Origin of the sequence: Mesomycoplasma ovipneumoniae, assembly GCF_038095975.1 — a bacterium.
In the GTDB taxonomy this organism is placed as follows: domain Bacteria; phylum Bacillota_I; class Bacilli_A; order Mycoplasmatales; family Metamycoplasmataceae; genus Mesomycoplasma; species Mesomycoplasma ovipneumoniae_C.
On sequence record NZ_CP146003.1, the window covers coordinates 996144 to 1021545 of the forward strand.

The 25402-nt window shown below is 29.1% G+C and carries 18 protein-coding genes and 2 tRNA genes; 6 read left to right on the forward strand and 14 right to left on the reverse strand.

Annotated elements, in window-relative coordinates; genetic code table 4:
• Positions 1-116: 116 nt before the first annotated feature.
• Positions 117-2192 carry an ATP-dependent Clp protease ATP-binding subunit gene (locus tag V3255_RS03685; RefSeq protein ID WP_337903003.1) on the forward strand — a complete coding sequence of 692 codons (2076 nt, stop codon included), beginning with the start codon at positions 117-119 and terminating at the stop codon, positions 2190-2192.
• Between the two features lie 763 nt (positions 2193-2955).
• Here V3255_RS03685 and V3255_RS03690 read toward each other — a convergent pair.
• The 6 genes from V3255_RS03690 to V3255_RS03715 all read right to left on the reverse strand — a co-directional run bounded on the left by V3255_RS03690 (position 2956) and on the right by V3255_RS03715 (position 11870).
• Positions 2956-5964, reverse strand: a complete 3009-nt coding sequence (locus tag V3255_RS03690; protein WP_333503544.1) for a P110/LppT family adhesin N-terminal domain — start codon at positions 5962-5964, stop codon at positions 2956-2958.
• A 6-nt stretch (positions 5965-5970) separates the two neighbouring features.
• Positions 5971-9111, reverse strand: coding sequence for a P97 family adhesin (locus V3255_RS03695; RefSeq protein WP_333503545.1), 3141 nt, complete (start codon positions 9109-9111; stop codon positions 5971-5973).
• Positions 9112-9128: 17 nt separating this feature from the next.
• Positions 9129-10046: an NAD(P)/FAD-dependent oxidoreductase gene (locus tag V3255_RS03700; protein ID WP_333503546.1), complete on the reverse strand. Its 918-nt coding sequence runs from the start codon at positions 10044-10046 to the stop codon at positions 9129-9131.
• A 109-nt stretch (positions 10047-10155) separates the two neighbouring features.
• The gene (locus tag V3255_RS03705) at positions 10156-11136 is read right to left on the reverse strand and encodes a prolipoprotein diacylglyceryl transferase (RefSeq protein WP_333503547.1); all 981 of its coding nucleotides are present in this window, start codon (positions 11134-11136) and stop codon (positions 10156-10158) included.
• A 134-nt stretch (positions 11137-11270) separates the two neighbouring features.
• Complete coding sequence (locus V3255_RS03710; RefSeq protein WP_252262842.1) at positions 11271-11762, reverse strand: peroxiredoxin; 492 nt, start codon at positions 11760-11762, stop codon at positions 11271-11273.
• A 34-nt stretch (positions 11763-11796) separates the two neighbouring features.
• Positions 11797-11870, reverse strand: a tRNA-Trp gene (locus tag V3255_RS03715).
• Positions 11871-12169: 299 nt separating this feature from the next.
• On the opposite strand from V3255_RS03715, the gene V3255_RS03720 reads away from it, so the two are divergent.
• The gene (locus V3255_RS03720; RefSeq protein ID WP_333503548.1) at positions 12170-12958 is read left to right on the forward strand and encodes a hypothetical protein; all 789 of its coding nucleotides are present in this window, start codon (positions 12170-12172) and stop codon (positions 12956-12958) included.
• Positions 12959-13219: 261 nt separating this feature from the next.
• Here the strand turns inward: V3255_RS03720 and V3255_RS03725 are convergent, their stop codons facing one another.
• Positions 13220-14302 (reverse strand): hypothetical protein, encoded by a 1083-nt coding sequence (locus V3255_RS03725; protein ID WP_333503549.1) that lies wholly within the window; start codon positions 14300-14302, stop codon positions 13220-13222.
• A 131-nt stretch (positions 14303-14433) separates the two neighbouring features.
• Between V3255_RS03725 and V3255_RS03730 the strand changes: the two genes are divergently transcribed.
• From V3255_RS03730 to V3255_RS03745, 4 genes are all read left to right on the forward strand, one after another.
• Positions 14434-15291: a hypothetical protein gene (locus V3255_RS03730; protein WP_252262838.1), complete on the forward strand. Its 858-nt coding sequence runs from the start codon at positions 14434-14436 to the stop codon at positions 15289-15291.
• Between the two features lie 6 nt (positions 15292-15297).
• Entirely contained in the window at positions 15298-15981 is a 684-nt protein-coding gene (locus V3255_RS03735) for a hypothetical protein (protein ID WP_252262837.1), read from the forward strand.
• Positions 15982-16178: 197 nt separating this feature from the next.
• Positions 16179-16370 carry a hypothetical protein gene (locus tag V3255_RS03740; protein ID WP_303465773.1) on the forward strand — a complete coding sequence of 64 codons (192 nt, stop codon included), beginning with the start codon at positions 16179-16181 and terminating at the stop codon, positions 16368-16370.
• A 30-nt stretch (positions 16371-16400) separates the two neighbouring features.
• Complete coding sequence (locus tag V3255_RS03745; RefSeq protein ID WP_252262835.1) at positions 16401-16586, forward strand: hypothetical protein; 186 nt, start codon at positions 16401-16403, stop codon at positions 16584-16586.
• Positions 16587-17305: 719 nt separating this feature from the next.
• On the opposite strand, the gene V3255_RS03750 is transcribed toward V3255_RS03745, so the two are convergent.
• The 7 genes from V3255_RS03750 to V3255_RS03780 all read right to left on the reverse strand — a co-directional run bounded on the left by V3255_RS03750 (position 17306) and on the right by V3255_RS03780 (position 25353).
• Entirely contained in the window at positions 17306-19789 is a 2484-nt protein-coding gene (locus tag V3255_RS03750; RefSeq protein ID WP_337903006.1) for a glucose PTS transporter subunit IIA, read from the reverse strand.
• Between the two features lie 244 nt (positions 19790-20033).
• Positions 20034-20303, reverse strand: coding sequence for an HPr family phosphocarrier protein (locus V3255_RS03755; RefSeq protein WP_010321031.1), 270 nt, complete (start codon positions 20301-20303; stop codon positions 20034-20036).
• A gap of 124 nt (positions 20304-20427) precedes the next feature.
• Positions 20428-20501 (reverse strand) — tRNA-Gly (locus tag V3255_RS03760).
• 65 nt (positions 20502-20566) lie between these two features.
• Complete coding sequence (locus V3255_RS03765; RefSeq protein ID WP_044284307.1) at positions 20567-21121, reverse strand: thymidine kinase; 555 nt, start codon at positions 21119-21121, stop codon at positions 20567-20569.
• A gap of 83 nt (positions 21122-21204) precedes the next feature.
• Positions 21205-22116, reverse strand: coding sequence for an ABC transporter permease (locus V3255_RS03770; protein WP_303438031.1), 912 nt, complete (start codon positions 22114-22116; stop codon positions 21205-21207).
• Positions 22116-23834, reverse strand: a complete 1719-nt coding sequence (locus V3255_RS03775) for an ABC transporter permease subunit (protein ID WP_341516245.1) — start codon at positions 23832-23834, stop codon at positions 22116-22118. The genes V3255_RS03770 and V3255_RS03775 overlap by 1 nt, the downstream gene beginning before the upstream one ends.
• The gene (locus V3255_RS03780) at positions 23827-25353 is read right to left on the reverse strand and encodes an ABC transporter ATP-binding protein (protein WP_337898653.1); all 1527 of its coding nucleotides are present in this window, start codon (positions 25351-25353) and stop codon (positions 23827-23829) included. The genes V3255_RS03775 and V3255_RS03780 overlap by 8 nt, the downstream gene beginning before the upstream one ends.
• Positions 25354-25402: the final 49 nt, after the last annotated feature.

A 25402-nucleotide genomic window follows, 5' to 3' on the forward strand; every position in this document is an offset into this window, starting at 1 on the left:
TTTTTAAGTATGTAATTTAAATAAAAAAATTTTGGCACTTATTTGCCACGAGTGACAAAAATATGTTATAATTATTTTTACATTAATGTAAAAAAGTAAAAATAAGGAAGAAAAAAATGGAAATTAAACTTGAAAATCTTGAAAAATATGCAAGAAATTTAACTAAATTAGCAAAAGAAAACAAAATCGAGCCTGTAATTGGGCGAGATTCTGAAATTAGAAGAATTATAAAAATTTTGTCAAGAAAGACAAAAAATAATCCTGTTCTAGTTGGCGATCCCGGCGTTGGAAAAACAGCAATTGTTGAAGGAATGGCACTAAAAATAATTGCAGGGCAAGTTCCAGATAACTTAAAAAATAAGCAAATTTTTGAACTTGACCTTACAAGTATTCTCGCTGGTGCCTCATATAAAGGTGAATTTGAGCGAAGAATTAAGGCAATTTTAACTGAAATTGAACAAAGATCTGATGAACTTATTATTTTTATTGACGAAATCCACTTATTAATCGGAACAGGTTCCTCCGGATCTGATTCAATGGATTTTGCTAATATTTTAAAACCAATAATGGCTCGAGGTGGGATTAAATTAATTGGCGCAACAACAAATTCTGAATATCGACTTTATATCGAAAAAGATGGAGCGCTCGAGCGAAGAATGCAAAAAGTTGAGGTTTCAGAGCCTTTGGTTGTTGATACCATCAATATTTTGCGCGGAATTAAGGAACGATTTGAAAATTTTCACCAGGTAAAAATTCTTGACTCAGCTTTAATTTTTGCTGCAAAAATGGCAAACAGATATATTTTTGACCGTTTTTTGCCCGATAAAGCCATTGACTTGGTTGACGAAGCGGCCGCTTCTTTAAAAGTGGAAATTAATTACCAACCAGAAAAACTAGAAAAGGCAAAGCGCGAATTAATCAATTTGAAAATGATGGAAATTAATTCGACAAATTCGAACAATCAAGACCTCAAAAAACAAATAGCTGAGGTTGAAAATCAGGTTGACCAAATGCAAAAAGAATGAAACGACTCGCGAAATTTAGCTTCAAAAATTGCAAATTTGTCAACAAAAGTTGAAGAATTAAAACACAAGCAAAACACACTAATGGACCAGGGCGATTATCAAGGCGCTTCGCAAATAAAGTATGTAAAAATTCCTAAAATTATGGAAGAATTGGAAAAATTAAAGGAAAAACAGACTGAATTTTCAAACGTTCTTGATGAAAATCATATTGCAAAAGTTGTCTCAAATTGAACCAAAATTCCAATTGGCAAACTTTTAGAGTCCGAAAGTCAAAAATATATTAATTTAGAGGAAAATCTCAAAAAAGTCATTAAAGGACAAAATCAAGCTTTAAAATCAGTTTCAGAAGCAATTTTAAGATTTAAGGCAAAAATTAATGACGAACAAAGACCAATTGCATCCTTTTTATTTGTAGGACCTACTGGTGTTGGAAAAACTGAAGTTGCCCGTGCACTTGCTCAAAATTTATTTGACAATAAAAATCAAATTATTAGACTTGATATGTCAGAATATATGGAAAAACATAGTATTTCTAAGCTAATTGGGGCTCCTCCAGGTTATATTGGCTTTGAACAAGGTGGGATTTTAACTAACAAAATTAGACAAAATCCATATTCAATTGTTCTGGTTGATGAAATTGAAAAGGCTCATCCTGAAGTTATTAATATTTTTTTACAAATTCTTGATAACGGTGAGCTTCTTGATAGCAAATCTATAAAGGTAAATTTCCGCAACACAATTATTATTTTAACTTCAAATATTGGCGCTAACAAAATTCTTGAAGGCAAAAAAATTGGCGAATCTAACATCAAAAATGAACTATTAGTATATTTAAAACCTGAATTTATCAATAGAATTGACGAAATTATTGTCTTTAACCCTTTAAATCACGAGGTAATTTCTGAAATTATCCACTTAGAACTTGATACTTTCAAAAAAAGATTAATAGAAAATAATTTTGAGATAAATTTTAATGATTCTGTTATTGACTGAATTATTCAATCTGGTTATGATAAAAATTTTGGCGCTCGTCCTATCAAAAGATTTATCAAAAAAAATATAGAAAGTTTTATTGCTCAAAAAATAGTTACAAAGGAAATAACAGAAAATTCAAAATATAGATTGTTTTATAAACAAAATAATCTATATTTGGAAAAAGAAAAATAGTTCCGAGTTTCCCTGTTTGATGAGATAATCTTAAAAAGTGTCCGGTTTTTGGGCACTTTTTTAGCTTTTTTGGCAAACTCAGAAAAAATAACTATCAAAGCAAAAACGCTAAATTTTAAATCTAACACTCACGAAACAAAAATCTACTTATAATAAAATAAAACAAACTAAAAAAGCTAAAATTTTGACTTAGAAGACAAAATATTAAATATTTAAACTACTTTTTTAGTTTAAAACACTGACAAAAATCATAAAAAAATACAACTGCTATTTAAACTCAATGCAAATAGAAAACTCATTTTTATTTACATTGAGCCTAAAAAAATATATGAAGTTTTGAAAGAGCCATAATTAAAAGCCTTAAATTTATAGATTTCTAAACGGTTAAATTTAAGGCATACCATCATATTTAAAAATATGACAAAAAATTCGCGTTTTGTGATTTTTTTAGACAAAAAACATAACTATTTCCCCCTTAATTCAATATCAAAATTTATTAATTTATTCTTAGTGATGGTTATTATAACATAATTTTATTTTAGATCAAACATTTTTTTTTTTTTTTGCAAAAAGTTAATTTTAAAATAATAAAAACTAAGACTTTAGGTAAAAAAACACGGATTTATCGGTATTTTTGCGTATTTATATCCGCTAAAAAGTGAATTTTTGCCATCAAACTGGAAAACTCAAAAATAACAAAAAATTCCAAATATAGATTGTTTTAAAAATAAAATAATCTATATTTGGAAAAAGAAAAATAGTTTTATTTTAATGCTGTTGCAAAGGCTTTTTCAAAATCTTCTTTTTTGGAAAATTGGTTATTAAATTGTATAAAATATCTAAACAAAACCTCTGATTTATCGGAGTTTTTGTTGTTTTCTTCATCTCCAAAATGAAGGGTTAAAGTTTTTGTTGGGGTTGCTGCGGTGGCTGAAGAAGCGGCTGTTGAAGTTGTTGTTGTTGTTGTTGTTGTGGAAGCAGATGTTGTTGTGGGTGCTGGGACTGTTGAAGTTGGAGTTGTTGGGGATGATGAGGTTGTTGAAGAACCTGAATCTGAAGAAGTAACTGAAGTCGTTGAATAAGTATTCTGAGTAGATCAAAAGTTTTTTTCTAATTCAATTTGGGGTTGATCTTTTGATTTAGGAGTTGCAATTTTTACAATTATCTTTTGAGAATTTTGAGTTTGAGCGCCTGAATTTGAAGATGAATTCTCATTGAGAGAATTGTAAGAAAGAACAAAATTAGTAAATTGTCCTTCATCAACAGGCAAAATACCAATAATTTTTTGATTTTGAGTTGCATTTGCGCTAGTTGATTCAATTTCTGCTTTTTTTGAAACACCTATTAGCCAAACTGGTGTATTATCAGGGATTGAGTCTGAATTTGTTATATTTGAGTTTGTTAAATCACTTTTTTTAGATAGTTTTTTAACTCAAATTAAATTTGGTTCTTGATTTGTTTGTTGATCAGAAGTTGTGTTTTCTTGCGTAATAAATTTAAGGACAATTTTATATTTTTCAGGTTCTAAGTTATTTTGGACTGAGAATGAATAAAAAAATGGAGTATTTTCTTCAAAAGCTACAGTTCTTTGAGTATTTTCATCACTTTTATAAAGCAATTTTAAATAATTGTCGTTTAGACTTGGATATAAAATTCCTGAATTTCTGACAAGTTTAACTTTTTTATCACGGCTTTTTGAAGAGTCAAGGCCAAGCGAAACTTGAGGATTTGTGATTGATTTTAGACCTTTAATTTCTGTGTGAAACAAATTATTTTCATCAGATTCATTAACATTATATCCGCCAGATCCGTCAATAAAAAAATTTGCTTGATTTTCTTTGGCTAATAATAATTGAGGATTTGTTGGTGACAAGCCGCTTATTTTTATATCTTTTTGGCCTAAAATTTTATTAAATCTGTCATAAATACTAATTGTTATTGTTAATTGACCAGTAGAGCTTTCAAAAAATAAATTATATTTAACACCGTAAGAAAAAATTTGCTTAGAGTTAATTATGTCATTCATTTTAGCAAAAATTTTTGATAAAACTTCTTCAGGTTTCTCATTTTCATCAGTTTTTTTTCAAGTCGGAAATGTTAATGAATCTTTAAAAAAGTCTTTAAATCACGTCACAATTGCTCTTTGACTAGTCAAACTATCATAAGTTGGACTGCTTTCTAAATTAACAATTTCCAAGCCTTTACTTGTGTTTCTATTTTCTTGAAAAGAATAAAAACTAGCATTAATTGACCTTAAATTATTAATAACTTCAGCACCATCTAAATAATTAAATTTTTGCCTTACAATATAAAGATCATTATCCTTAATCACCGAATCCAAATATCTTTGGGCTAAGTTTTTAAAAGGTTTTAAGGTGTAAATAAAATTAAATTTACGGTAATTTTCTTGAGTTTGTGAGTCATTTAAATTTTCTTGACTTGAATTTTCAGAATTATTTGAGCCAGCATCTTGAAATAAAGATACCTGATTTTGAAGGGTTTTTTGCTCTTGGACAGGTGAGTTTTGTTGTAAATTTGATACACTTATATTCTCAGGAGTTAACTGATTTTGAGCTAGATTTCCAATTTGTTTAGCCTTAAAATCGATTTGAACCATAAGTTCAACTTCGCCAATTCGGTCCATTTGAATATTTGTTCCAAACAGTCTTACATTAAAATTTGGCAAGGAATTTGTGAATAAATTTTGTAATTTTGATATGTCAAAGAGATTGCTGTGATCAGTTTGGGACACCAAAAAAGTAGATAAAGATACATTTTGTGCAACAATTTCTTGAATTTTTTCGTCTTTTAAGATGATAAGTTCGTCATCAGTTTTAATTAAATTATTAAGATAATTAGTAACTTGTGCATAATCTAGTAAATTTGAAACTTTTAAATCAAATGTGCGAATTTTATTTTTATTTGAGTCAAAAATCCCAAAGGAAATTCACAAATTACCGGTTGAGTCATCAATATTTTTAAAAACTATGCTGCCAGATAAGTCTGTTTCAAAATCAAAATGGGTGCCCTCAGGAAGATTTACTAAATTATCATTTGAGTCTAAAAATAAAAAAGAACCAAATTTTTCAAGGGTTTTTTTAGCATCTTTTGTATTTTTATACTCAGAATTTAGCACTTGAACAAGTGAAAGTGCGTTTCATTTTTGGTTTATTTGTGCTGTTTGCAAAATAAAAGCGGACTTTTGTTGGTCAATATTAAAATTTATAAATGGAATGTCACCTTTTCCATTAAAGCCACGAATTGAATGAACTTTTGAATAAGTTTTATTTGTAAATTGATCATGCGCCGAAAAAACAACGTTAATTAAGTTATTATTAACAACTTTTGTAACTAGTTCGTCATTTTCAACGTCAGATTTATTAATAGGATTAATGTTAAGTTTTAAAAAAGGATATTTTGAACTAAAATTGGTAAGGTTAAAAATTGTGGTAAGATGAAAATTAGACGCTGAATCACGAGATAAATCGAGAATTTGTTCGGCTGAATATTTGGAAAAATCCTCGTCAATTTGCATTTGATCGACAATTTTTCCAAATTCTTCATTTGAAAGTTGAATCCCTCTTTGATTAACTTCAGTTTTTTCTAAATTTCGCTGATCCACAACATCAAAATATTTTGACTCAACCTGTGAATAAGTTAAATAAGAAAAACCTAAAATTGCACCAATTGCAATAGGCCAAGTCGCCATAATCATTAAAGATCTGGTGTGTGAAACTTTTTTTACTTTTCTTACTATTTTAGTTTTTTTCATTTTTTCCTAATTTCGACTTAGCTGTCTTTTTGGTCTAATTACTGTAAAAATAAGCGGATATTTTGCTTCATTTTCTTGCGGTACAAAGGGTTCTAGATTATTTTTAAGTTGGGGCTGCGTACTCTGAGTTGCAGATTGTTGAGGTTGTTGAGGTTGAGCTGGTTGTTGAGGTTGAGGAGTTGGAGTTGGCGGTGAAGTTGGAGCCGGTGGGGTTTGCGCTGGTGGGGTTGGAACTGACGGCGAATCTTGAGGGGCAGAAGGATTTTGCGCTGAATTATCAGGATTATTTTGCTCATTACCCACAGTGTTTGGGATGAAAATTTGAGATTTTTCAGTAGAATCTAGTTTTTTTACAGCAAATCTAATTTTCAAATTCCCAAATTTATCTTTGAAAACACTATTTTGTTTATATACAAGACCATTTCCATTTAATAAAGGATAAATTTGGACAAAAGTAGAAAAACCAAAAAGTTTTTTCATACTTTCTAACGTTTGTTTAAAATCTTTATCTTGACTATTAAACTCAGAATTTAAAACCTCTTCAGCACTTTTAGAAAATGTATGTGCAGTTGCAAAATTAGACTCATCAAGCTCTAGTTTTAAAAGATTTTGTGGAAAATTTAAGACAACATTGGACAAGATTTCAATGTCACTTTGAGGATTTTGATCTGCAAAAACATCTAATTTTAGTGAATTAATTGGGGTTCTAAAAACAATTTTATTATTTGTAGCAGAAGTGAAAATATAATAATAACCTAATGTAAAAATCTCTTTTTTAAGGGTATTATCATTTTCAGAAGTCTCCTGATCGGCGACCTGAACTGGTGTTGGAGTTAAATTTTGGCTCTCAGAATCGATTTGTTCTGAGTTTTGATTGGCTAGAAAAACAATTTTATAAGAAAGATTTTCGCCAAGTGTTTCAAACTGCTTAACTAAATTATTATTTTTATAAGTTTCTATAAATAATTCAGAGAATGTTTGAGCATTTAATTCCGCTTGTGACTCTCCATTTTTTGCACTTAAGGCCTCAATTTTAGAAATTAAGTCGCTAAATTCCGAAATTAAATATTGATTTTGAAGATTTGAAACAATTTTCTCATTAATAGTCTTAGTTTGTGGGGTTAAATTAGTGTCAGGGGCTTGATTTTCTACCTTTGGTTGTTGGTTTTCTTGGTTTCCAGGTTGCTGAGAACCTTGAGAATCTGTGTTGCTTTCAGTATTTGCAGCTTCTGTTTCCTGAAATTGAGTTGCTTGTGCGGCAACAGTTTCATTTTTTGGGGTTGAATCAAGACTTTGAGTTTCAGAACTTTGCTCTTTTTCATCAAAAGTATCAGATTTTATTTCTGCAAGGGAATTAAAAAGAATTCTAAGATATTTTTGAGCTTCTTCTTTAGGTAAGGTCAAAATATTTTTTACAAAATATATAAATTCTTGATTATTTTCAAAAAAAGCACGAGTATTTGTGTTATTTTCTAGCGTTTCTGGAGTTAAAGTTCTCTTAGAAAACTCAGAAATAGTTGGAAAATCATACTTAAAAGTTCAAGAATTTAAAATTTGAGTTTCAGGAAAATTAAGATTAAATTTTGAAGAATTTATTAAAATATTATAAATTTCTTCGTGTGCATTTGAATCAATTAATCTTTGAATTTCATCTTTTGAAACATAGTCAAAAGATGAAAAGGTTTCATCTTTTTTATTTTTATCAATAAGATAATCTAAATTAACAACTGGAATTTGGCTAAAATTTTTAGGGTCAAATGTAGAAACATTTTGGGATTCAGAATTTTTGAAATTTCTTAAAACAAGTTCTGAAGATTTAGTTAATTTTTCCGAACCATCATCATTAAGGGGATAAAAAATTTCAAACGGTATACGAACTAGCGATGATTGCTCGTCTGAATCAAGTTGAATTTTTTCAACTATAATGTTAAAGCCAAATTTTTGCTTGATTTTTGGATCTAAGTCATCATAATCGGTAAAATCAAGTTGTAAATCTGAATTAATAAAAGAATTAAGGGCTATTTTTGCTTCTTCAGGTGTTTTTAATATGCTTGTATTTTCTTTATATTTAAGAAAGTTATAAACTCAAGATATTGATTTTTGTGAAATATCAACTTTGTTCTCTTGATTTTCGTTTGAAAATTGATCAACTTTTAGATCTGTTAGTTTTGGAATTTGTATAAAAAGTTTAGGATCAACAAAAGCAGACTTATTTTTAGCTGAATCAAAAAGTAAAAAAGTAAAATTTTTAGTAATGTTTGTATTAAAATTTTTTGGGAAAATTTGTTTGGCTTCCTCTGTGAAGCTAATTTTACCTTGTATTTCTAAAAAATCTGAGTGCAATTGTGAAGGTTGAACTCAAGTGTTTTTATTATTTTTTATAATTTCTATTTTGTAAGGAAAAATTAACTTATTTTCGTGTTTAATAGCAAAGTTTTTATTAGTTAAAATTGACTCAAAGTCAAAGTCAAAAAAATCATGAACTTTTTTGATAAAACTTTCTGCACTTTGCTCAGAATTTGCTTCTGCTAAAAAGTCGCTTGCGAGCCAAATTTTAGGAGAGATTTTATTTTGCTCGCCTCTAGAAAATGGTCTAATATTTTGAAGATTTATTTGGAGAGCTTGGTAAAAATTTTCCAGAAAAAAAGTTGAATTAGGACTTATAGAAATTTTGTCAGTTCTTATGTCAGATTTTATAATTCTCGAGTGATTATGAGTTTTGAGCAAAAATTCAACATTAAATTGTTGATTGGCATCATCTGGTTTTACATCTACAAACTCAAGTCAAATTCCGTTTGGTAACTTATATGGTTGCAATCTTTTATTTTCAAGACTAAAAAGATCGAAAAAATCACCTTGATCTGTTGAGTCTTGAATTTTTTTTCACTCGTCTTTTAGTGAGGCATAAGTTGAAAAAGGAGAAACTTTTTGAGCATTAAAACTAAGAGCATTAATTTTAGTTATTGTTCTATTTAAATCTTCAACAGTTGTTTGATAAGAATTTTTTTTAATTAAGCCAAAACCATAAGAAATACCGACTGAAATTCCTAAAACACCAAGAAATGATGCGGATAAAGTAAGGCCTAGTAAAATTTTTGATTTTTTTGTTAAAAATTTTGTTTTGGAAAATTTCTTAACTATTTTCACTATATAGGAACCTTTTTTTACTTAATTCGATTAGTTAAAATTTTACCAACAATTGCACCATCATTTGCGGCAGTAACAATTTGTCTAATTTCTTTTGTAACAACATCACCAACAGCATAAACGCCAGGAATTTTTGACTGTCCGTATTTGTCAACAGAAATAAAATTAAATTTATCAAGAATTTCTTTATGGTTTTTTTGCAAAAAACTAGTAGCAGGCAAAAACCCAATGTATGGGAAAAGTGACTTAATTTCAAGTGTTTTTTGCTCACCGTTGTGATCAATAATTGCTGATTCAAGCGCACCGTCACCTTGAAGTTCTAAAACTCTAGCGTTAAATAAAATTTCAACATTTTTGTTTTTTTTAAGTTCTTCTATTAAAAGTGGCTCGGCAATAAATTTGTCATCACGAACTAAAACATAAACTTTTGAAGCTATTGAAGCTAAAAAACTTGACTCCTCAACAGCAGAATTTCCTCCTCCAATAACAATTGAAGGTTGGTTGGCATAAAAAGGACCATCGCAAACAACACAATAAGAAACACCTTTACCTTCGAAATCAAGGTAATTTTTAATATCTAACGGTTTTCTTTCGACCATTCCAGAAGCTACAACAACGGATTTTGCTGTGAAAGTTTTGCCGTCTTTACAAATAACTTTATGGTCAAAAGGTGAGTTAGACTCAATATAATCAACATCACAATAACGGTGTTTTGTTCCGAATTTTAGTGAGTGTTTATACATTCTTAGCGCTAAAGATGCACCATCAATAAACTCATCTCCAGGTCAATTTTCAATTTTAGATTGTGAAACAAGTTTCCCACCCGGGGCTCCTTTTTCCAAAATTAGAACTTTTAAATTACCACGAGAAGCATAAAGAGCAGTTGTTAGACCAGCCGGCCCTGCTCCGATTATTATAACATCATAATTTTCCATGACTAGACCCCTTAAGAATAAAATTTTAATGATTATAAATAATTATATAATATTAAATTATAAAAAACATTAAAAACTAATGTTTTTCGTTGTAAAATTTCAATTTTGCCTAAGCCTCTAAGATTTTTGGTTCTGATTTTGCAGGCTCAGAAAGGTTACGATTTCATCTAATTCAAGGCAAACCAATATAGCGTCTGTTTTCTTTTGTGTATCTTTCAGAAAATGCTAATTTTAACTTTTTATTTTCAATTTTTACGTAGTAATTTGTGAAAAATTGAAAGCGGATGAACAGCAAAATTCCCAGAATTATCATCAAAATTGCGATTATAAAATAATAAACATATGATTCTTGCCGTAAAAATTCCATAGAAGCCCGAACAATTCCGTAATATAAAATATATAGCGCCCCTGTTGAACCTGGTTTGAGTCATGAAAAAAGATTTAAAACTCATACAATTACCAAGTAACCAAATAGCGAGGTTAGTGATTCATAGAAAAATAATGGAACACGAAGTTGACCATTTGGTGCATGTTTATCGGCAATAAACATATTTTTTCGAATAAAATCACCTAATCAATTTACGGTTTTACCTTCAGGATCAAGGAATCCATAGACTTCGTGATTTGTAAAATTTCCTCATCTTCCTAAAAATTGGCCAATTAAAACCGCTGGCAAGATAAAAGAAAAGCCTTTTCGTCAGTCAAAACTAGCCCGTTTTCGATAAGCATAAATTAAATTTGCAACAGTTGGAAAAATAACACCTCATTGAATTGAAAGTCCACCTTGGCGAATATTTCATCACTGTTGTAATGATGTTAAATCCCCTACCACTAAACGCTCAAGAATATATCCAAAACGAGCTCCAACAATAGAAATAGGAATTGTGATAAAAATCAGCGCGGCTAAATGATCAAATTTATAACCTTCGCGTTTTCAGAAAAAATAAATTGTGATAATTGACGCAACCATACCCAGAACGACTGTGAGGGCATAAATTGGAATTCAATCCTGAATTAACCAAAAAGCCTCACCTTCTTTAAAAGGGCGTTCATTTATTAGGTCAGCGGGAATTTTTGTAAGGTCATTCATTGTTATTCCTATTTTATTTTGTCTTATAAATTATACCACTTTTTTTATTTTTAAAAAATAAATAAAAAATACACAATTAAATGTGCATTTCTTGGATGTGTAAATAAAAATTAATTTTTAAGTTTTTAGCAAAATTATGAAAGGTTTTGAAGATGTTTTTCTAATTGTTCAAAATTAATTTGATCGTGAACATCAGAATTAGGTTCAACAACTAAAACTTTTCCATCAGAGTCAACAATAATATAACCACGATTTAATAAAAATACATCATCAATTAAAAATCCAGTAGCTAATCCAAAACTACGCAAACGATAGTCAGAATATATCTCCATATTTTCGGATAAATTTGCATTTTTTCACTGAGCAATCGCAGAAGGAAGATCTAGTGAAACTGAAATAAATCTAAATTGTGAATATTTCCTTGATAAATCACGGATGGATGTTGTTTGTTCATCACAAATTTTGGTGTTAATTGACGGAAAAATTGAGATTAGCGTTGTTTTTCCAAAATTTTTAAAGTCAACAACATCAAAATTTATATCACTAACGGTAAATTCTAGTTTTTCTCCTGGTTGTATTAACGATGAAACTAAATTATATGCTTTGTTCTTGAATTTTGTTTGCATCTTGTCACCTTTCGTATTTTAAAAATAATTTTTTTGGCGGGGGTTAAAGGATTCGAACCTTCACTGATGGGTTTGGAGTCCATGGTACTGCCATTATACTAAACCCCCTTTTCCACAAACTAATTAAATTATACCCTAAAAAGTTATAAATAAAAACTAAATGCTAAATAAAAAATGTTTATGTTTACAGGAAAATTAATATCCTAACTGGCTAAATTTTTTAGCTAAATTAATAAAAAAATTCAGGCAAGTACTTTTTTGTCTATGGCTTTGATTCTATCGGTTTTATAAATTTTTTCTTCTAATTTACTGATGGAAAAATTTTTTATTGTTTTTTAACTTGTACTTAATATTATAAGATACAATAATGTTAAATTATAAAAATAATGGATATTAATTAAATTAACATGAACCAAAAATTCTACATGCGCTATTTGGAACTGTTTAATAGAAAATTTCTCCATATTATTGTCTTACCTTTTATTTTTTATCTAACAATAGTAATTATATTTATAATTTCATTTAGTAAAATTGAATTTATAAATACCAACGGCGGATTATTTCTCGTAAGACTAGCTTCCTATTTGATTTTTATTTCGCTAACAATTATTATCTTCAGAAATTTTTTTACCTTGTTTTCTTTATATAAAAAACAACAGCTTAACAGGGAGTATCAAGACTATATAGTTGAAGCTGGTTTGTGATTATTTGCAAATTCTCGTTGATATTTTAAGAAAACTAATAAAATTAACAACGCTTCCTACTTGCAGGGGAAGGAAATAAACCCCGAATTGAAACAATTTTTATCTAAAATTATTTATAAAATAAGTAAATTTGAGTTATGATTTGCAACTTTTTGCTTTAGTTTTTCAATTTTAACATTTATTTTACTCGAAATTTTCTTAACTCTTGTTTTTGGTAATAACAATTTTGCTATAGATTTTATCCGAGATACAGGTGCGCTTATAAAAGTCGATAAAAATTATATTAATTTATTGACGATCATTTTAGTTATTATTTTTTCTATTACTATTTTGTTGTTTTTTTCTTTTTACTTTTTTATTTTTTACAACAATAGAAATTTATTCAAAATTTATAGGTTAATTTCAAATTCTTTTGACAACCCTATTGAATTAATCACGAAAACTTTTAATAAGTCTTTGTTTGGAATTTATGTAAAAATAAATAAAAAATAATTATTCAAATTAGTAATGGGTCTGTTATTTGTTATGTTTTGTGACAAATATTTGTTTATTTTCCAAAAATCTCCATTTAAAAGATTTGAAAAATTAATTTAGTTTGTGTGGGAACTTGAGCCTTTACATAGCGAATAACCCGAATTCCTAGATTATTATATAATAATAAATGAATCTTATAATTTCATTAATAGAAGCAACTATTGATGAAATGCTTTGCAAAATAAATATTTCAACCCTTATTAGGTTAAAAGTTTTTGATTAGATAAAGACTAAAAACACAACTAGTTTATATAAAGTATTAAGTAAAAACTCTTGATTATTACTAGAATAGATTAAAATTTGGTTTTTATTTAAATTTTCGTTAATTTTATATTTTAACGATACAACTTTTAAAACTTTTATAAAGGGAAATGACTTATTAATTTCTATAATTTCGGTGTCTCAATTTGGTGAAATTTTTGAATTAAAAATTATATTTTGTTTGTTTATCATTTTGAAATTATCAAAGAAAAAATTTACGTTTTCCAAGTAAATTTCATTTGAAGATAGCACATATTTAGACTTGTTTAGCGAATTAATTTTACTTATGATATTGTATTTGTTCTTCAAAAAATAGTCATTTATAACCATCAAATTATTAAATAAGTTTCTTGAATTCTTATTTAAATGGAAAATTGATTTAATTTTTTTTGACAAAAACTTATTACCTTCAATAGAATTTATCAATTCAAATTTATATGCATTTTTAGAAAATCAAATTAATTCTACATTGTCTCTTAGAAAAAAATCAAAAATAAAATTATTAATAATAATGTTTAGTAAATTTTTCCTAATAAATGCTCTAGTTTTATGAAATAGCAACTTATTTTTCAAAATAATTTTTAGATCTTGTAAAGTTGTAAGGATTTTTTGGAAATTTAGATTGTCTGAGCCTAAAAAATGATTGGATAAAACTGCTGAAATTTGAAATATTTTAGTCAAAATAGCATATTCAGGTTTTACAAAATAAAGATTTTTTTTAATTTTTTTGTAAATATTAGGTTTTAAAAATTTTGCCAAAATTATCTCAATATTTAAATCTAAATTTTTAAATTCAAGTTTTTTAAAAAAAGGTGTGCTTAATTTTACATCTAAATTTTTGTTTTTACTGAGTTCAATCATTAGTTTTTGGTTTAGAAAACTTAAACTTTTAATCTTTTTAGAAAAAATTATTAAATCTAAATCATTAGGCTTTCTTTCTAATATCCCATAAGAATGCAGGGCAAAACTTCCTTGCACAACCTTTATTAAATTCTCGTCTTTATTTTGTGCTATATCTACATTATCTAAATTAATTATCATTTTCACCTTCCCAAAAACTAAAATAAATATTTAGTTTTTTTTGATTGAATTTGCCCTAAAAAAAAAAAAAAAACTTAAAATTATTATTGTATAATTTTAAATGTAATTATAACAACACGGAGGAAATAAAAATGAAAAATCTAGAACTAATCAATCTTTTGAGTTTGGGCAATGTTGTTGTTGCACAGCCTTATGAAAATGCTGATATCAAACTCAAAAATTTAATCTCTAAGCTTGAAGCTAATATTTTAGACAAAATTCAAGATGAAGACGCAAAAAACTTGTTAATAAGAGAGTTTGGAAATTCAATAGATTCACTTGACTCGTTTACTTATAAACAATTTAACTATATTTTTAGAGGCAAAGTTTTTAATAATCAAGACCAAAAAAATAAAACTTTTCAAAAACTTCGATCTACAAGCGAAATTTATAAAAAATTTCAAGAATTAAAAAGCAAAAACTCTCGTAGAAGAGTAAGAAGAGCTTTATTTAGTGAATACCAAAGGCTTACCGTTGAGGATTGAATTGATAGAATTCAACGGGTTGTTGATCAAAATGAAAAATGATCTACTGAAAAGCACAATAGTACCGTTGGCTGAGGAGTTGGAGCGGGAGGATCTGCTCTGGCGACTGCTGGTACTGTTGCTGCCACGCTATTATCAGCATCAGGTCCTATTGGTTGATTAGTAATTGGGATAGCTAGTGTAGTTGGCATAGTTGGCGTAGCTGCCACCGGAACGCAAATAGGTCTTTCAGCTGACTCAGCTGTGAAAACTTCTAGTTATTGAAATCTTGCTCAAAAAATGACAAAGGAACTTGATAGTTTAAAAGCTGTTTTTCGATTAATTAAGACTTCAAACAATACAGATTTAGAAAATGGACTTAAAGAAGAAATTAGAAAAATTATAGCTAATATAAATGAATTATCAGGAAATACAATAAATTTTAAAGAGTTTGATTTGCAGGAAATACTTGCTTGAGGGTATTAATTTTCCATGAAAGCAATAACTCTTCTTTTTAAATATCTTTTTTTGAACTGGCCGGTTAGACTTTTTTACTTTTTAATTACTTTCTTTGAAGCGCTTTTTTTTACAGTCACTGCCTCTTACAACGATGTCATTATTAATTATCCAACGTTATGAGGTAAAATTATTATTTGGGGTGTAAGCTCAGCATTATCTATTTTATTTTTATATTATTTAATAAGATATGTTTGGTTTATAAAGAAATATAAAAAAGAAGCGTTAAATTTAACTAACAGTCAATTTGAAGAAAAATATGAAAAATTATCGTTAAAACCTCGCTGATTTAATATTTTTAATATTATTATTCGTGATATGTGGGATTATCCTGATGAGATTGAATTCAACAAGGAGAAGAAAATCTTTTTATTTCACGTTCATTATAGAATCTTTATTTTGCAAATGATTTATGTATTTATTTTATTTATTTCCTTGCCAATATTAACAATAATTATTACAATTCTTCCTATTAAAAGTGCTTATTTCTCTATTCACTTTGCAATATATGTGTTAAGTCACGCTATCTTTGTTATAAGTCCATTTTTTTTATATAAAATATCAGCTCTACTTATTAAAAACACAGTCGAAGCAGTTTATAACAAATACAAAAATTCAATTGCAAGACTTTTTATGCCGAAGGTATATATCAAACTGTAGTTTTTAATGTTTAGTTGTTTGCTTGAAACGGGAGCGTTCATAATTTGATGAGATAATCATAAAAAAGCGTCCGGTTTTAAACTAGGACAAAAAATTAACACTAAGGTATTGTTTTTTTGTCTGAGTTTAAGGAGAAAGCTAACACCAAAAGTGTTAGCTTTTTTAAATTTTCTAATGCAACAAAAAGGAGAATACTAATGTCAAGACACTTTACAAAAGACGAGTTTGATATGATTTATAAAATTTACAATGAATTTGGATTAAAACAAACAATAAATTATATAAATGATATTTCGCCAGATACAAATTTTATAACCAGAAAACAACTAGTTCGAAGAATCAAAAAAATATTAGATACTATGATAATGGTATGCAAGATCAATTATTAAATAAAAAGGGTTCGAACAGAAAACTAGGGAGTGGCAGATAAAAAATCAATTGAACCTGATTGAAACGAATTTACAAAAGAAGAATTAATAGAAATAGCTAAGAGATATTACGAAATAAATAAAAATAAATCAAAATCAGGAAAACTTAGTGAAGCCAAAAAACTAAATTTTAAATCTAATACTCACGAAATAAAAATCTACTTATTAATAAAATAAAGCAAACTAAAAAAGCTAAAATTTTGACTTAAAAAGCAAAATTATAAAATGTCTAAACTACCTTTTTTAGTTCAAAACACTGGCAAAAATCAATTTATGGATAAAATAACAAAAATCATAAAAAAACAACTACTATTTAAACTCAATGCAAAAAGAAAACTCGTTCTTATTTACATGAGCCTAAAAAAATATGTGAAGTTTTGAAAGAGCCATAATTAAAAGCCATAAATTTATAGATTTCTAAACGGTTAAATTTATGGTATCCCATCATATTTAAAAATATAATGGATAATTCGCATTTTCTGATTTTTTACGCAAAAACATAATTAATTCCCCCTTAATTCAACATCAAAATTTATTAATTTATTCTTAAGTGAGATTAATTATAATAACATAATTTTTTCTTAGACCAAGCTTTTTTTTTTTTTTTGCAAAAGGTTAATTTTAAAATAATAAAAATTAAGACTTTAGTTCAAAAACCATGGATTTAGCGGTACTTTTGTGTATTTATATTCACTAAAAATTTTTGCCATCAAACTGTTAAACTCAGGTATTTACTTAGACTTCAACAAAATGGTTATAAATTTTAACAAAAAGGGCTTAATAAATCAGTATTAAAAAATTATTTGTATATTTTAGCCTAAAGTTAATTTAAAACAAAAACCGCGAGGTTAATCGCGGTTTTTTTACAAAAATATTCTAAAATTTAGAGACCAATTTTATTGTTTTTTGGTTGGTAATGATTGACCAACTAGCACTGGGAGTTGATTAATGTTTTGTAAGGGAACTTTAAATTGGAATTCTTTTTTATCTGACTCATGAAGAATAACAACGATAATATCGGTATTTTTTATTCCTGATTGAGTTAAATAATCAAGATCAACGCTAGCAACTTTATCTCCAACACTAATATCTTGGCCAGCTTCAACAAAAACCTCAATACCTTGACCATGAAGTTCGACAGTATCAATTCCGATGTGAATTAAAACTTGGGTTTTATTATCTTTAGAAGCAAATCCAATTGCGTGTTTGGTATTAAAGACCATTTTAATTTGACCATTAATTGGTGAAAAAATGTCTTTTTTACCGGTGTTTCCAACACGAATTGCAAAACCCTTTCCTAATTTTTCTTCAGAAAATACGCCGTCTTTTACTTGAGCTAATTCAATTAATTCACCTATTGCTGGAGAATAAATTTCTTCTGGCAAGTGGCAAGTTTTGTTTTCACACTTAGTCATTTCAACTTTTTCTGGCATAGATTTAGCTGGTTTGTTTTTCAAAATTGCGTCAATTTCGTCTTGAGACATAGCTTTAATTAAATCACGTTGGGAATTAATTTTTGCATTCATTTGCTCAGCGATTGGCCCTAAAATTGCCTGAACATGGTGTTGTCCTTCAACTTTTATAGCAACAACGCCGGCAGCTTTTAATTTTTGTTCGTCAACAAGTGATAAATCTTTAATGTCATAACGAAGACGTGATGCACAGTTATTAAAATTGGTAATATTATCAATTCCACCATATCCATCAACGATCGCAAGAACTTGTGGGTCAACTGATGAGGCAGATTTTGAACTATCTTTACGTGCTAAATAATCAGATTTTGTAAATAATTTGGTGTTTGTTCCTCTTCCAGGAGTTTCAAGGTTTTTCCATTTGATAACAAAAAGGAAAACAAAGTAGTAAATTGGTGCATAAGCAAGCCCTACTACTAAAACTCACCAGAAATTTGTACCTTTTTGGACAGGAACGGCTCCATAAATTAAAAGGTCAAGAACTCCACCTGAGAAGACCATTGGAATGTGAACTCCAGCTAAATTCGCAAACATGAAGGAAAGGGCCATCATAAATGCGTGGAATCCTCAGAAAAGTAGTGGAGATAGGAATAGGAATGTAAATTCAATCGGTTCTGTAACACCAGTTACAAATGAAGTTGCTGCTGCTGGAACAACAGTTCCTGCAGTAACTTTTCGATTTTCTTTTGGCGCTGCCATAATCATGGCCGCTGCTGCTGCTGGAAGACCGAACATCATTCCTGAGAATTTACCATCAGCAAATCTACCAACTTTGAAACCATGGTTTTCTAAAAAGGTAAATAATGGGATTGAAACTGCTTTTCCATCTTCGGTGTAATCGATTGTGTTAGCAAATTTCAATAAATAAATTGATGCTGTTGAGTCACCAACAAATTTATCTTTATTTTGAGCATGGTCAAGTAAAATTTCTTTAAGTGAAACACCAGGAATTACTTTACCACTAGCAACTACTTCGTAAATTACTTGTGTTTGATTTGCGGCTTCTGTAGTTTTTTGGATAACTTCAATTCCTTGATCTTTTGCTCAATCGGCGATAGTTGCACCTGCATCTCCTCCGGCTGATGAAAATCAAAGTGGCGCGTAGAAAACATGGTGTAGACCAAAAGGAATTAGAGATCTTTCGATGTAACCAAAAATAAATGACTCAAATCCATAAGGAACTTTTGCAAGTGAAGCACCAAAGAGGTTAAGCCCAATTCCTATTCATGGTCAGAAAATTAGGAAAACAAAAGCTAAAAGCCCCATTACTGGAATTGTGATTAATGCAACAAATCTTTTACCTCCATAAAATGAAATCATTTGTGGTAATTGAATTGTATGAAAGCGATTATATAGATATTGAACAACAAGTCCAACAGCTATTCCACCAAAAACTGAGGTTTGAAGCGCCCTGAATCCGAGAGCACCACCAACAAGCCTTGTTAATCCGGCTGGATCACGCCCTGCACCAGAGAATAAAATAGAAACCCCTTTACCAATGCTTTTTTTAGCATCAGCAGGATCAGGAATATCAACATCAGTGATAAAGACTGTTTGGACTGATGAGAAAACAAGATATCCAATTAATGTTGCAAAAACAGCCACACCGGACTCATCAGTAAAGGCAATAACAAAGGCAATCGCAAATAAAACTGGTAAACCGGCAAAAACAGCATCACCTAGGGCTTGGATAAATTGCCCAAATTGTTTAAGGTTATGAAGCGATTCGGCGTTGTTTGCAATCGCAGCACCAACTCCTAAGAGCAGACCAGCAATGGACATAACTGAGATTGGAAGCATAAAAGCGCCAGATAATTTGGACAAAATTTTACGCAATTTCCCAGCGCCAGAGTTGTTGGTGCTCTTTCTTATTTTTTCACTGAAAACTGATTTAAGTGAAATGGACATTTTTCTCCTTTCTTTTTTTATATATAAAATAATTAATTTGATAAATTGATAACGCAAAAAATCAAATTAATTACCATAATTTTACATTATTTTATAGGTTTTGCTAGAAAATAATTGAAAAATATATTTTTTTTTCAATTTTCGGTAAGATTTGGCAAAACCTGGCAAAAAAATAAAATAAACCGACGTTTTGTCGGTTTATTTTATGCAGTGTTTTTACTATTTATACAAGGTTTTTACTTGTTTATTCAAGAATTAATTTTTCAGCAATAATTAATTCTTTGATCGCTTTTGCGGCAGTAATTTCGTCTTCACCTGAAACTTCAATGGTAAAATTTGATCCCATTTTAATTCCAAGAGCCATTATATTCATAATTGATTTGGCATTACCTGATTTTTCACCAGATATGATTTTAATTTGTGATTTGAATGTTGTTGCTAATTTTGCAACTTTTGAAGCAGGGCGGGCGTGAAAACCAAGTTTGTCTATTACTGTTCCTGAAATTATTTCCATTTTTTTTCCTTTTTAAGAAATTAAATCTTTTTTAAATTATACATTATTTTGAAAAAATAATGTATAAAATGTTAATAAAAAAAGCGCCTACGCGCTTTTCTTTGAGAATTTGGACAACCTGATATGGAGCAAGTGAAGGGAATCGAACCCTCACAGTCAGCTTGGAAGGCTGAAGTTCTACCATTAAACTACACTTGCACTTGCAAAAAACAATTTTACCACAAAATTTTGAATTAGTAGAAAAAATATTTTTTTTTTTTTTTTTACAAGTTATGGCAGGCACGACAGCGCGCCTCGTATTCGGCACTATCACCAATTAAGTTTTGTTTTTCTGACTTAACCAGGCGAGCCGTTGTGGTTGCAGCGCGTTTGCAAATTGTACAAACTGCCTGTAATTTTGTGACATTTTCGGCAATTGCCATTAAATTTGGCAAAACCCCAAAAGGTTTACGGCGAAAATCCTGGTCAAGGCCGCTGACAATCACGCGGATTCCTTTGTTTGCAATTTTGTCCAAAAAGGGGATAATATCTTCGCTAAAAAATTGAATCTCGTCAATTGCAATTGCCCCATATTTTTCTTTTGCAAATAGATCTTTTATTTCTTGAGTTGTCTTGGCGCTAAAAGTTGGAATTCTCAGACCTGAGCGCGAAACAATTTCGCAATCAGAAAAACGGTTGTCAATTAAAGGCTTTATTACTAAAATCTTAATATTTGCATAAGTTAGAATTTTTATTCTTTTAATTAGTTCGTCAGATTTGCCCGAAAACATTGGGCCGGTAATAACTTCAATAATACCTTCGAAAAATTTTTTGTACATAATAAAACCTTGAAATATTTTTTCGTGAATGCTGTTTTTATTTTTTGATAAGGATTTAGAATTATACTATAAATTTTTAAGTTTTATTTTAAAGATTTATCATAAGGTATTCCGAGTGCTTTTGGCGCTAGATCTTTTCTGGAAGTAAGACCTAAAATCAAAATTGTAACTAAATATGGTGCAGCTTCAATAATTGCTAAAAAGTCACCAAAATTTCCGGCTAGACTAATTGAAATTGTGTATAAAAATGAGAAAATTAAGCCGTAAATTACAATTAAAATTATTTTTCAACGGCCCATAATTAAAATTGTTAGCGATAAAAATCCTAGTCCCTGAACGTCGCCTGTAAAAGAAGAGCCGAGATACTGGAAATAAAAAGCACCTGCAATTCCGGCAATTAGACCTGAAAGAAAAACTCCAAGCCATTTCATTCTATTGACATTAATTCCAGCTGCAGCAACGGCATGTGGATTTTCCCCAACAGCTGAAAATCTAAGTCCAAATTTTGTTTTGGAAAAAACAAACCAAGTTACAAAAATTAGCGCTGTTACAATTAGTAATTTTAGTGAAAAAATGTTCAAAAATGTTCTGTGTGGGCCAAAGGCAAGTTCATTTACTGGTGACTCAAAGCGGCTACTATTTCCATAAATTTTAAGCAGTGCAAATGCAATTGCTGGCGCCAAAATGTTAAGCGCTACCCCTGAAATAATATGATTTCCTTTTAGTTTTATTGTTAAAAATCCGTGCAGTAGCGAAAATAATCCTGAAAAAAGCGCTGCAAGTGGGATTAAAATCAATTGCATCGCCATGTTTGAAACATCAAAAAGAATTGAAAAAAGACCATAAACTGTCGCCCCAATAATCATAACTCCGTTGATTGCAATGTTTACAACCCCAGCTTTTTCACTATAAAGTCCTGCTATCGATCCGGTTGTTATTATTGAGAAAAAAACAAAGAAAAGTGCTAAAATTGGAATAACTGTTTCTAAAGTCATTATTTTTCCTCCGTTTTTAAAGGTTTTTTAGCTTTTTGGTCTGCTTTAAAATTTTGAATAATTTCAGATTTTAAACTGCGAAACTGCAAGTGATGTTCAATAATTTGCTGTCAAAAGGCATTGAAATTATTTTTAGCATCAAAGTAACCTAACTCATTTAGTTCGATATTTAATTTACGCCTTTTTTGGTTAATTTGCTCAAAAAAGGCTAATTTTTCTTCAACATTTTTAGACTTGAGTGCTGAATCTAGGTCAAAATTGTTTTTTAATTCTTTCTTTTTTTGCTTTCAAATTGCAGTATTCTCATAATTTTTAATTTTTAAGTACGCTCTTTTTAATAAGAAAAGTTTAATATTTATTTTTTGAATTTTTCGGTAAATTCAAAAAATATTAACTTTTTGGTCTAAAAATAAAGTTAAAAGTTCTGCTTTAATGTTTTCAAAATTAGTAATTTCTGTTTGCAAATTACTAATTTTTTCCTTTTTTTCAGGTTTTATCAGCAATAAACTTAAATTACTGTGGCCAGGGCTTGTTGGCTTTGTGTTTATATTTTTTGCATTTTTAGCACTGAAAAATCGGCCTGTTCTAGACAAGTATCAAACATTCATCGTTCATTTTAGAGGCTTAAAATGAATAAAGATAACGGATATAGCAGATAAATACACTATAATTCCAATAATAATTTGTGTTGTTTGTTGATTTAGGGCGATTGAATGAGCCTCAAGTGCATTTGTTCCAATTAGAAGAACTGAGTAAAAAAAGGATATCGGGATTATTCCAAAAGGTGAATTAAAGGCTAAAAGCGCTAATAAAATAGCATCAAAACCTTCTCGTGGCATTCCAGCCTGAATTGTAAAGGATCGTCTGTAAAAAACATACCAGGCAAAACCGGCAATCCCGCCGACAATTCCTGAAAAAGTCATCACGGCTATAGTAGTTTTTTTGTTATTAATTCCGGCATAATTTGCAGCATCTTTGTTTTGACCAGTAATTTTTATTGAAAGGCCAATTGAAGTTTTTTGCAAAACAAATCAGATTAAAAATGCAAATAATAATGATAAAAATAGCATTATTATTGAAAAATTAAGGGTTAAAAATATTGATGTTAAAAATGCCGTCTCGTTTATAGTTTGTGAAGTTAGTGTTGTAGTTTTAAATCCGATGTCAAGACTTGTTGATGTAAGGAAAAATTTACCGATATAAAAAATTATTCAATTTAATAAAATTGTTGAAATAACCTCATTTATTTTCAAATAAGATTTAAGAATACCAACTAGTGCACCCAGAATTCCGCTTGTTAAAATACCTAAAAGTGCGGCTATTAATAACCGAGCATAAATATTAATTGATGTCAAATTTAAAACAATCATCAAGGAAACTATCCCTGAAATCATCATTTGCGCCGGAAGACCGATATTAAATAACCCCGATTTAAAAGGAATTGCAATTGCAATACTAGCAAAAATGAAAATTGACGTAATTAATAGCAAATTTCTAACTTCATTTCAGGCAAAGGCGATCTTAAAAACAATAGTATAATAAACTCTAAGCGGATTGTATCCAAATGATCAGATAAAAATAAAAGAAACTAAAATTCCAAAGAAAATTGCCCAAAAAGTAGACAAAATCTTTTCAGATAAGCTTTTAGAGGTGTTTTTTTCTAATTTTTTAAAGAAAAAATTAGAAAAAATAGAAAAATTAATTTTTTTCTTAATCATGATTTAAACCTGCCATTAGTCTACCTATTTTGTAACGGTCAATTTCATTTGCAAAATATTTTTTAGAAATTTGTCCTTTATTGATAACGCAAATTGTATCAGCTAGGGCCAAAACTTCATCAAGCTCGTATGAAATGAGTAAAATTGTTTTATTTTCGCTTTTTTCTTCAAGAATTTTTTGATGAACTAAATTTATCGCCCCGATATCAAGTCCACGAGTTGGCTGAACTATTAAAAGTACTTCGTGATCAGTTAAAATTTCGCGGCCCAGAACAAATTTTTGCTGGTTACCTCCAGATAAAAGTCGAGAATTTTTTTGGCCGGTTTTATCACCTCTTACATCAAAAAGTTCAACAATTTTATCGTATAATTCTTGAACTTTTTGAGTTTTTATGTATTTTTTTGAAACATATTTTTCATTTCGCATGTTTCTTATTATTGAATTATCTAAATTTGGCAAATCTAAAACTATTCCGTATTTATGGCGGTCACTAGGAACATAAGAAATCAAACCAAAACGAGAAGAAACACTTGAATTTTCTAAGTTTATAGGTTCGTTTTTTTGATTATAAACCAAAATTTTACCTGTTGAATTAATTAGACCTGAAATTGCAAGTTCGACCTCAAGTTGACCGTTGCCTTCAATACCTGCAATTGCAAAAATTTCACCTTTATGAATTTCAAAGTTTAAATTTTCGATTTTTTTATCAAAAGAAGCACTAAGATTTTCGACTTTTAGTCCAACTTGAGTGAAATCTTTTTTGAGTAAATTTTTTGAGCTGACAACTTTTTTACCAACCATTGCCGCAGTCATCTCGGAAATACTAATGTTTTCGAGATTTTCAAAGTTAGCGACGACTTCGCCATGACGCAAAACGGTCGCGGAATTTGCAACTTGTTTAACTTCAGATAATTTATGTGATATAAAAATTATTGTTTTACCGTTTTTAATAAAAAATCTTAAAATATCTAAAAAGGAATCAATTTCTTGTGGTGATAAAATTGCTGTTGGTTCGTCAAAAATTAAGATATCTGAGTCGCGATATAAAATTTTTATAATTTCAATTTTCTGTTTTACAACCACGGAAGCATCGCCAGTTTTTTGGTCTAAATCAAATTCAATATTGTAAATTTGCTGTATTTTTTTTATTTTTTCACGGGCAGATTGTCGATTTAGAACACCGCGATGGGTAAATTCCTGACCTAAAATAATGTTTTCAAAATTAGTATAAGCATCAACTAGTTTAAAATGTTGATGAACCATTCCTATTCCTAAGTCGCTTGCACGATTAGGATTGTCAATAAATGATTGCTTTCCGTTTACTTTTATTTGTCCCTCATCTGGTGTATAAATTCCAAAAAGAGTGGACATAAGTGTTGATTTTCCGGCACCATTTTCCCCAATTAGTGCGTGGATTGTGTTTTTTTTAACTTTAAAGCTAATATTTTTATTAGCAAAAAAGTTGCCAAATTTTTTTGAAACGCCAATAAACTCAATTACATTTTCTTCTCTGTCCATTTAATTAAATTTTAGCAAAAAAAATTAAAAAATCCAGACAAAATAGCCT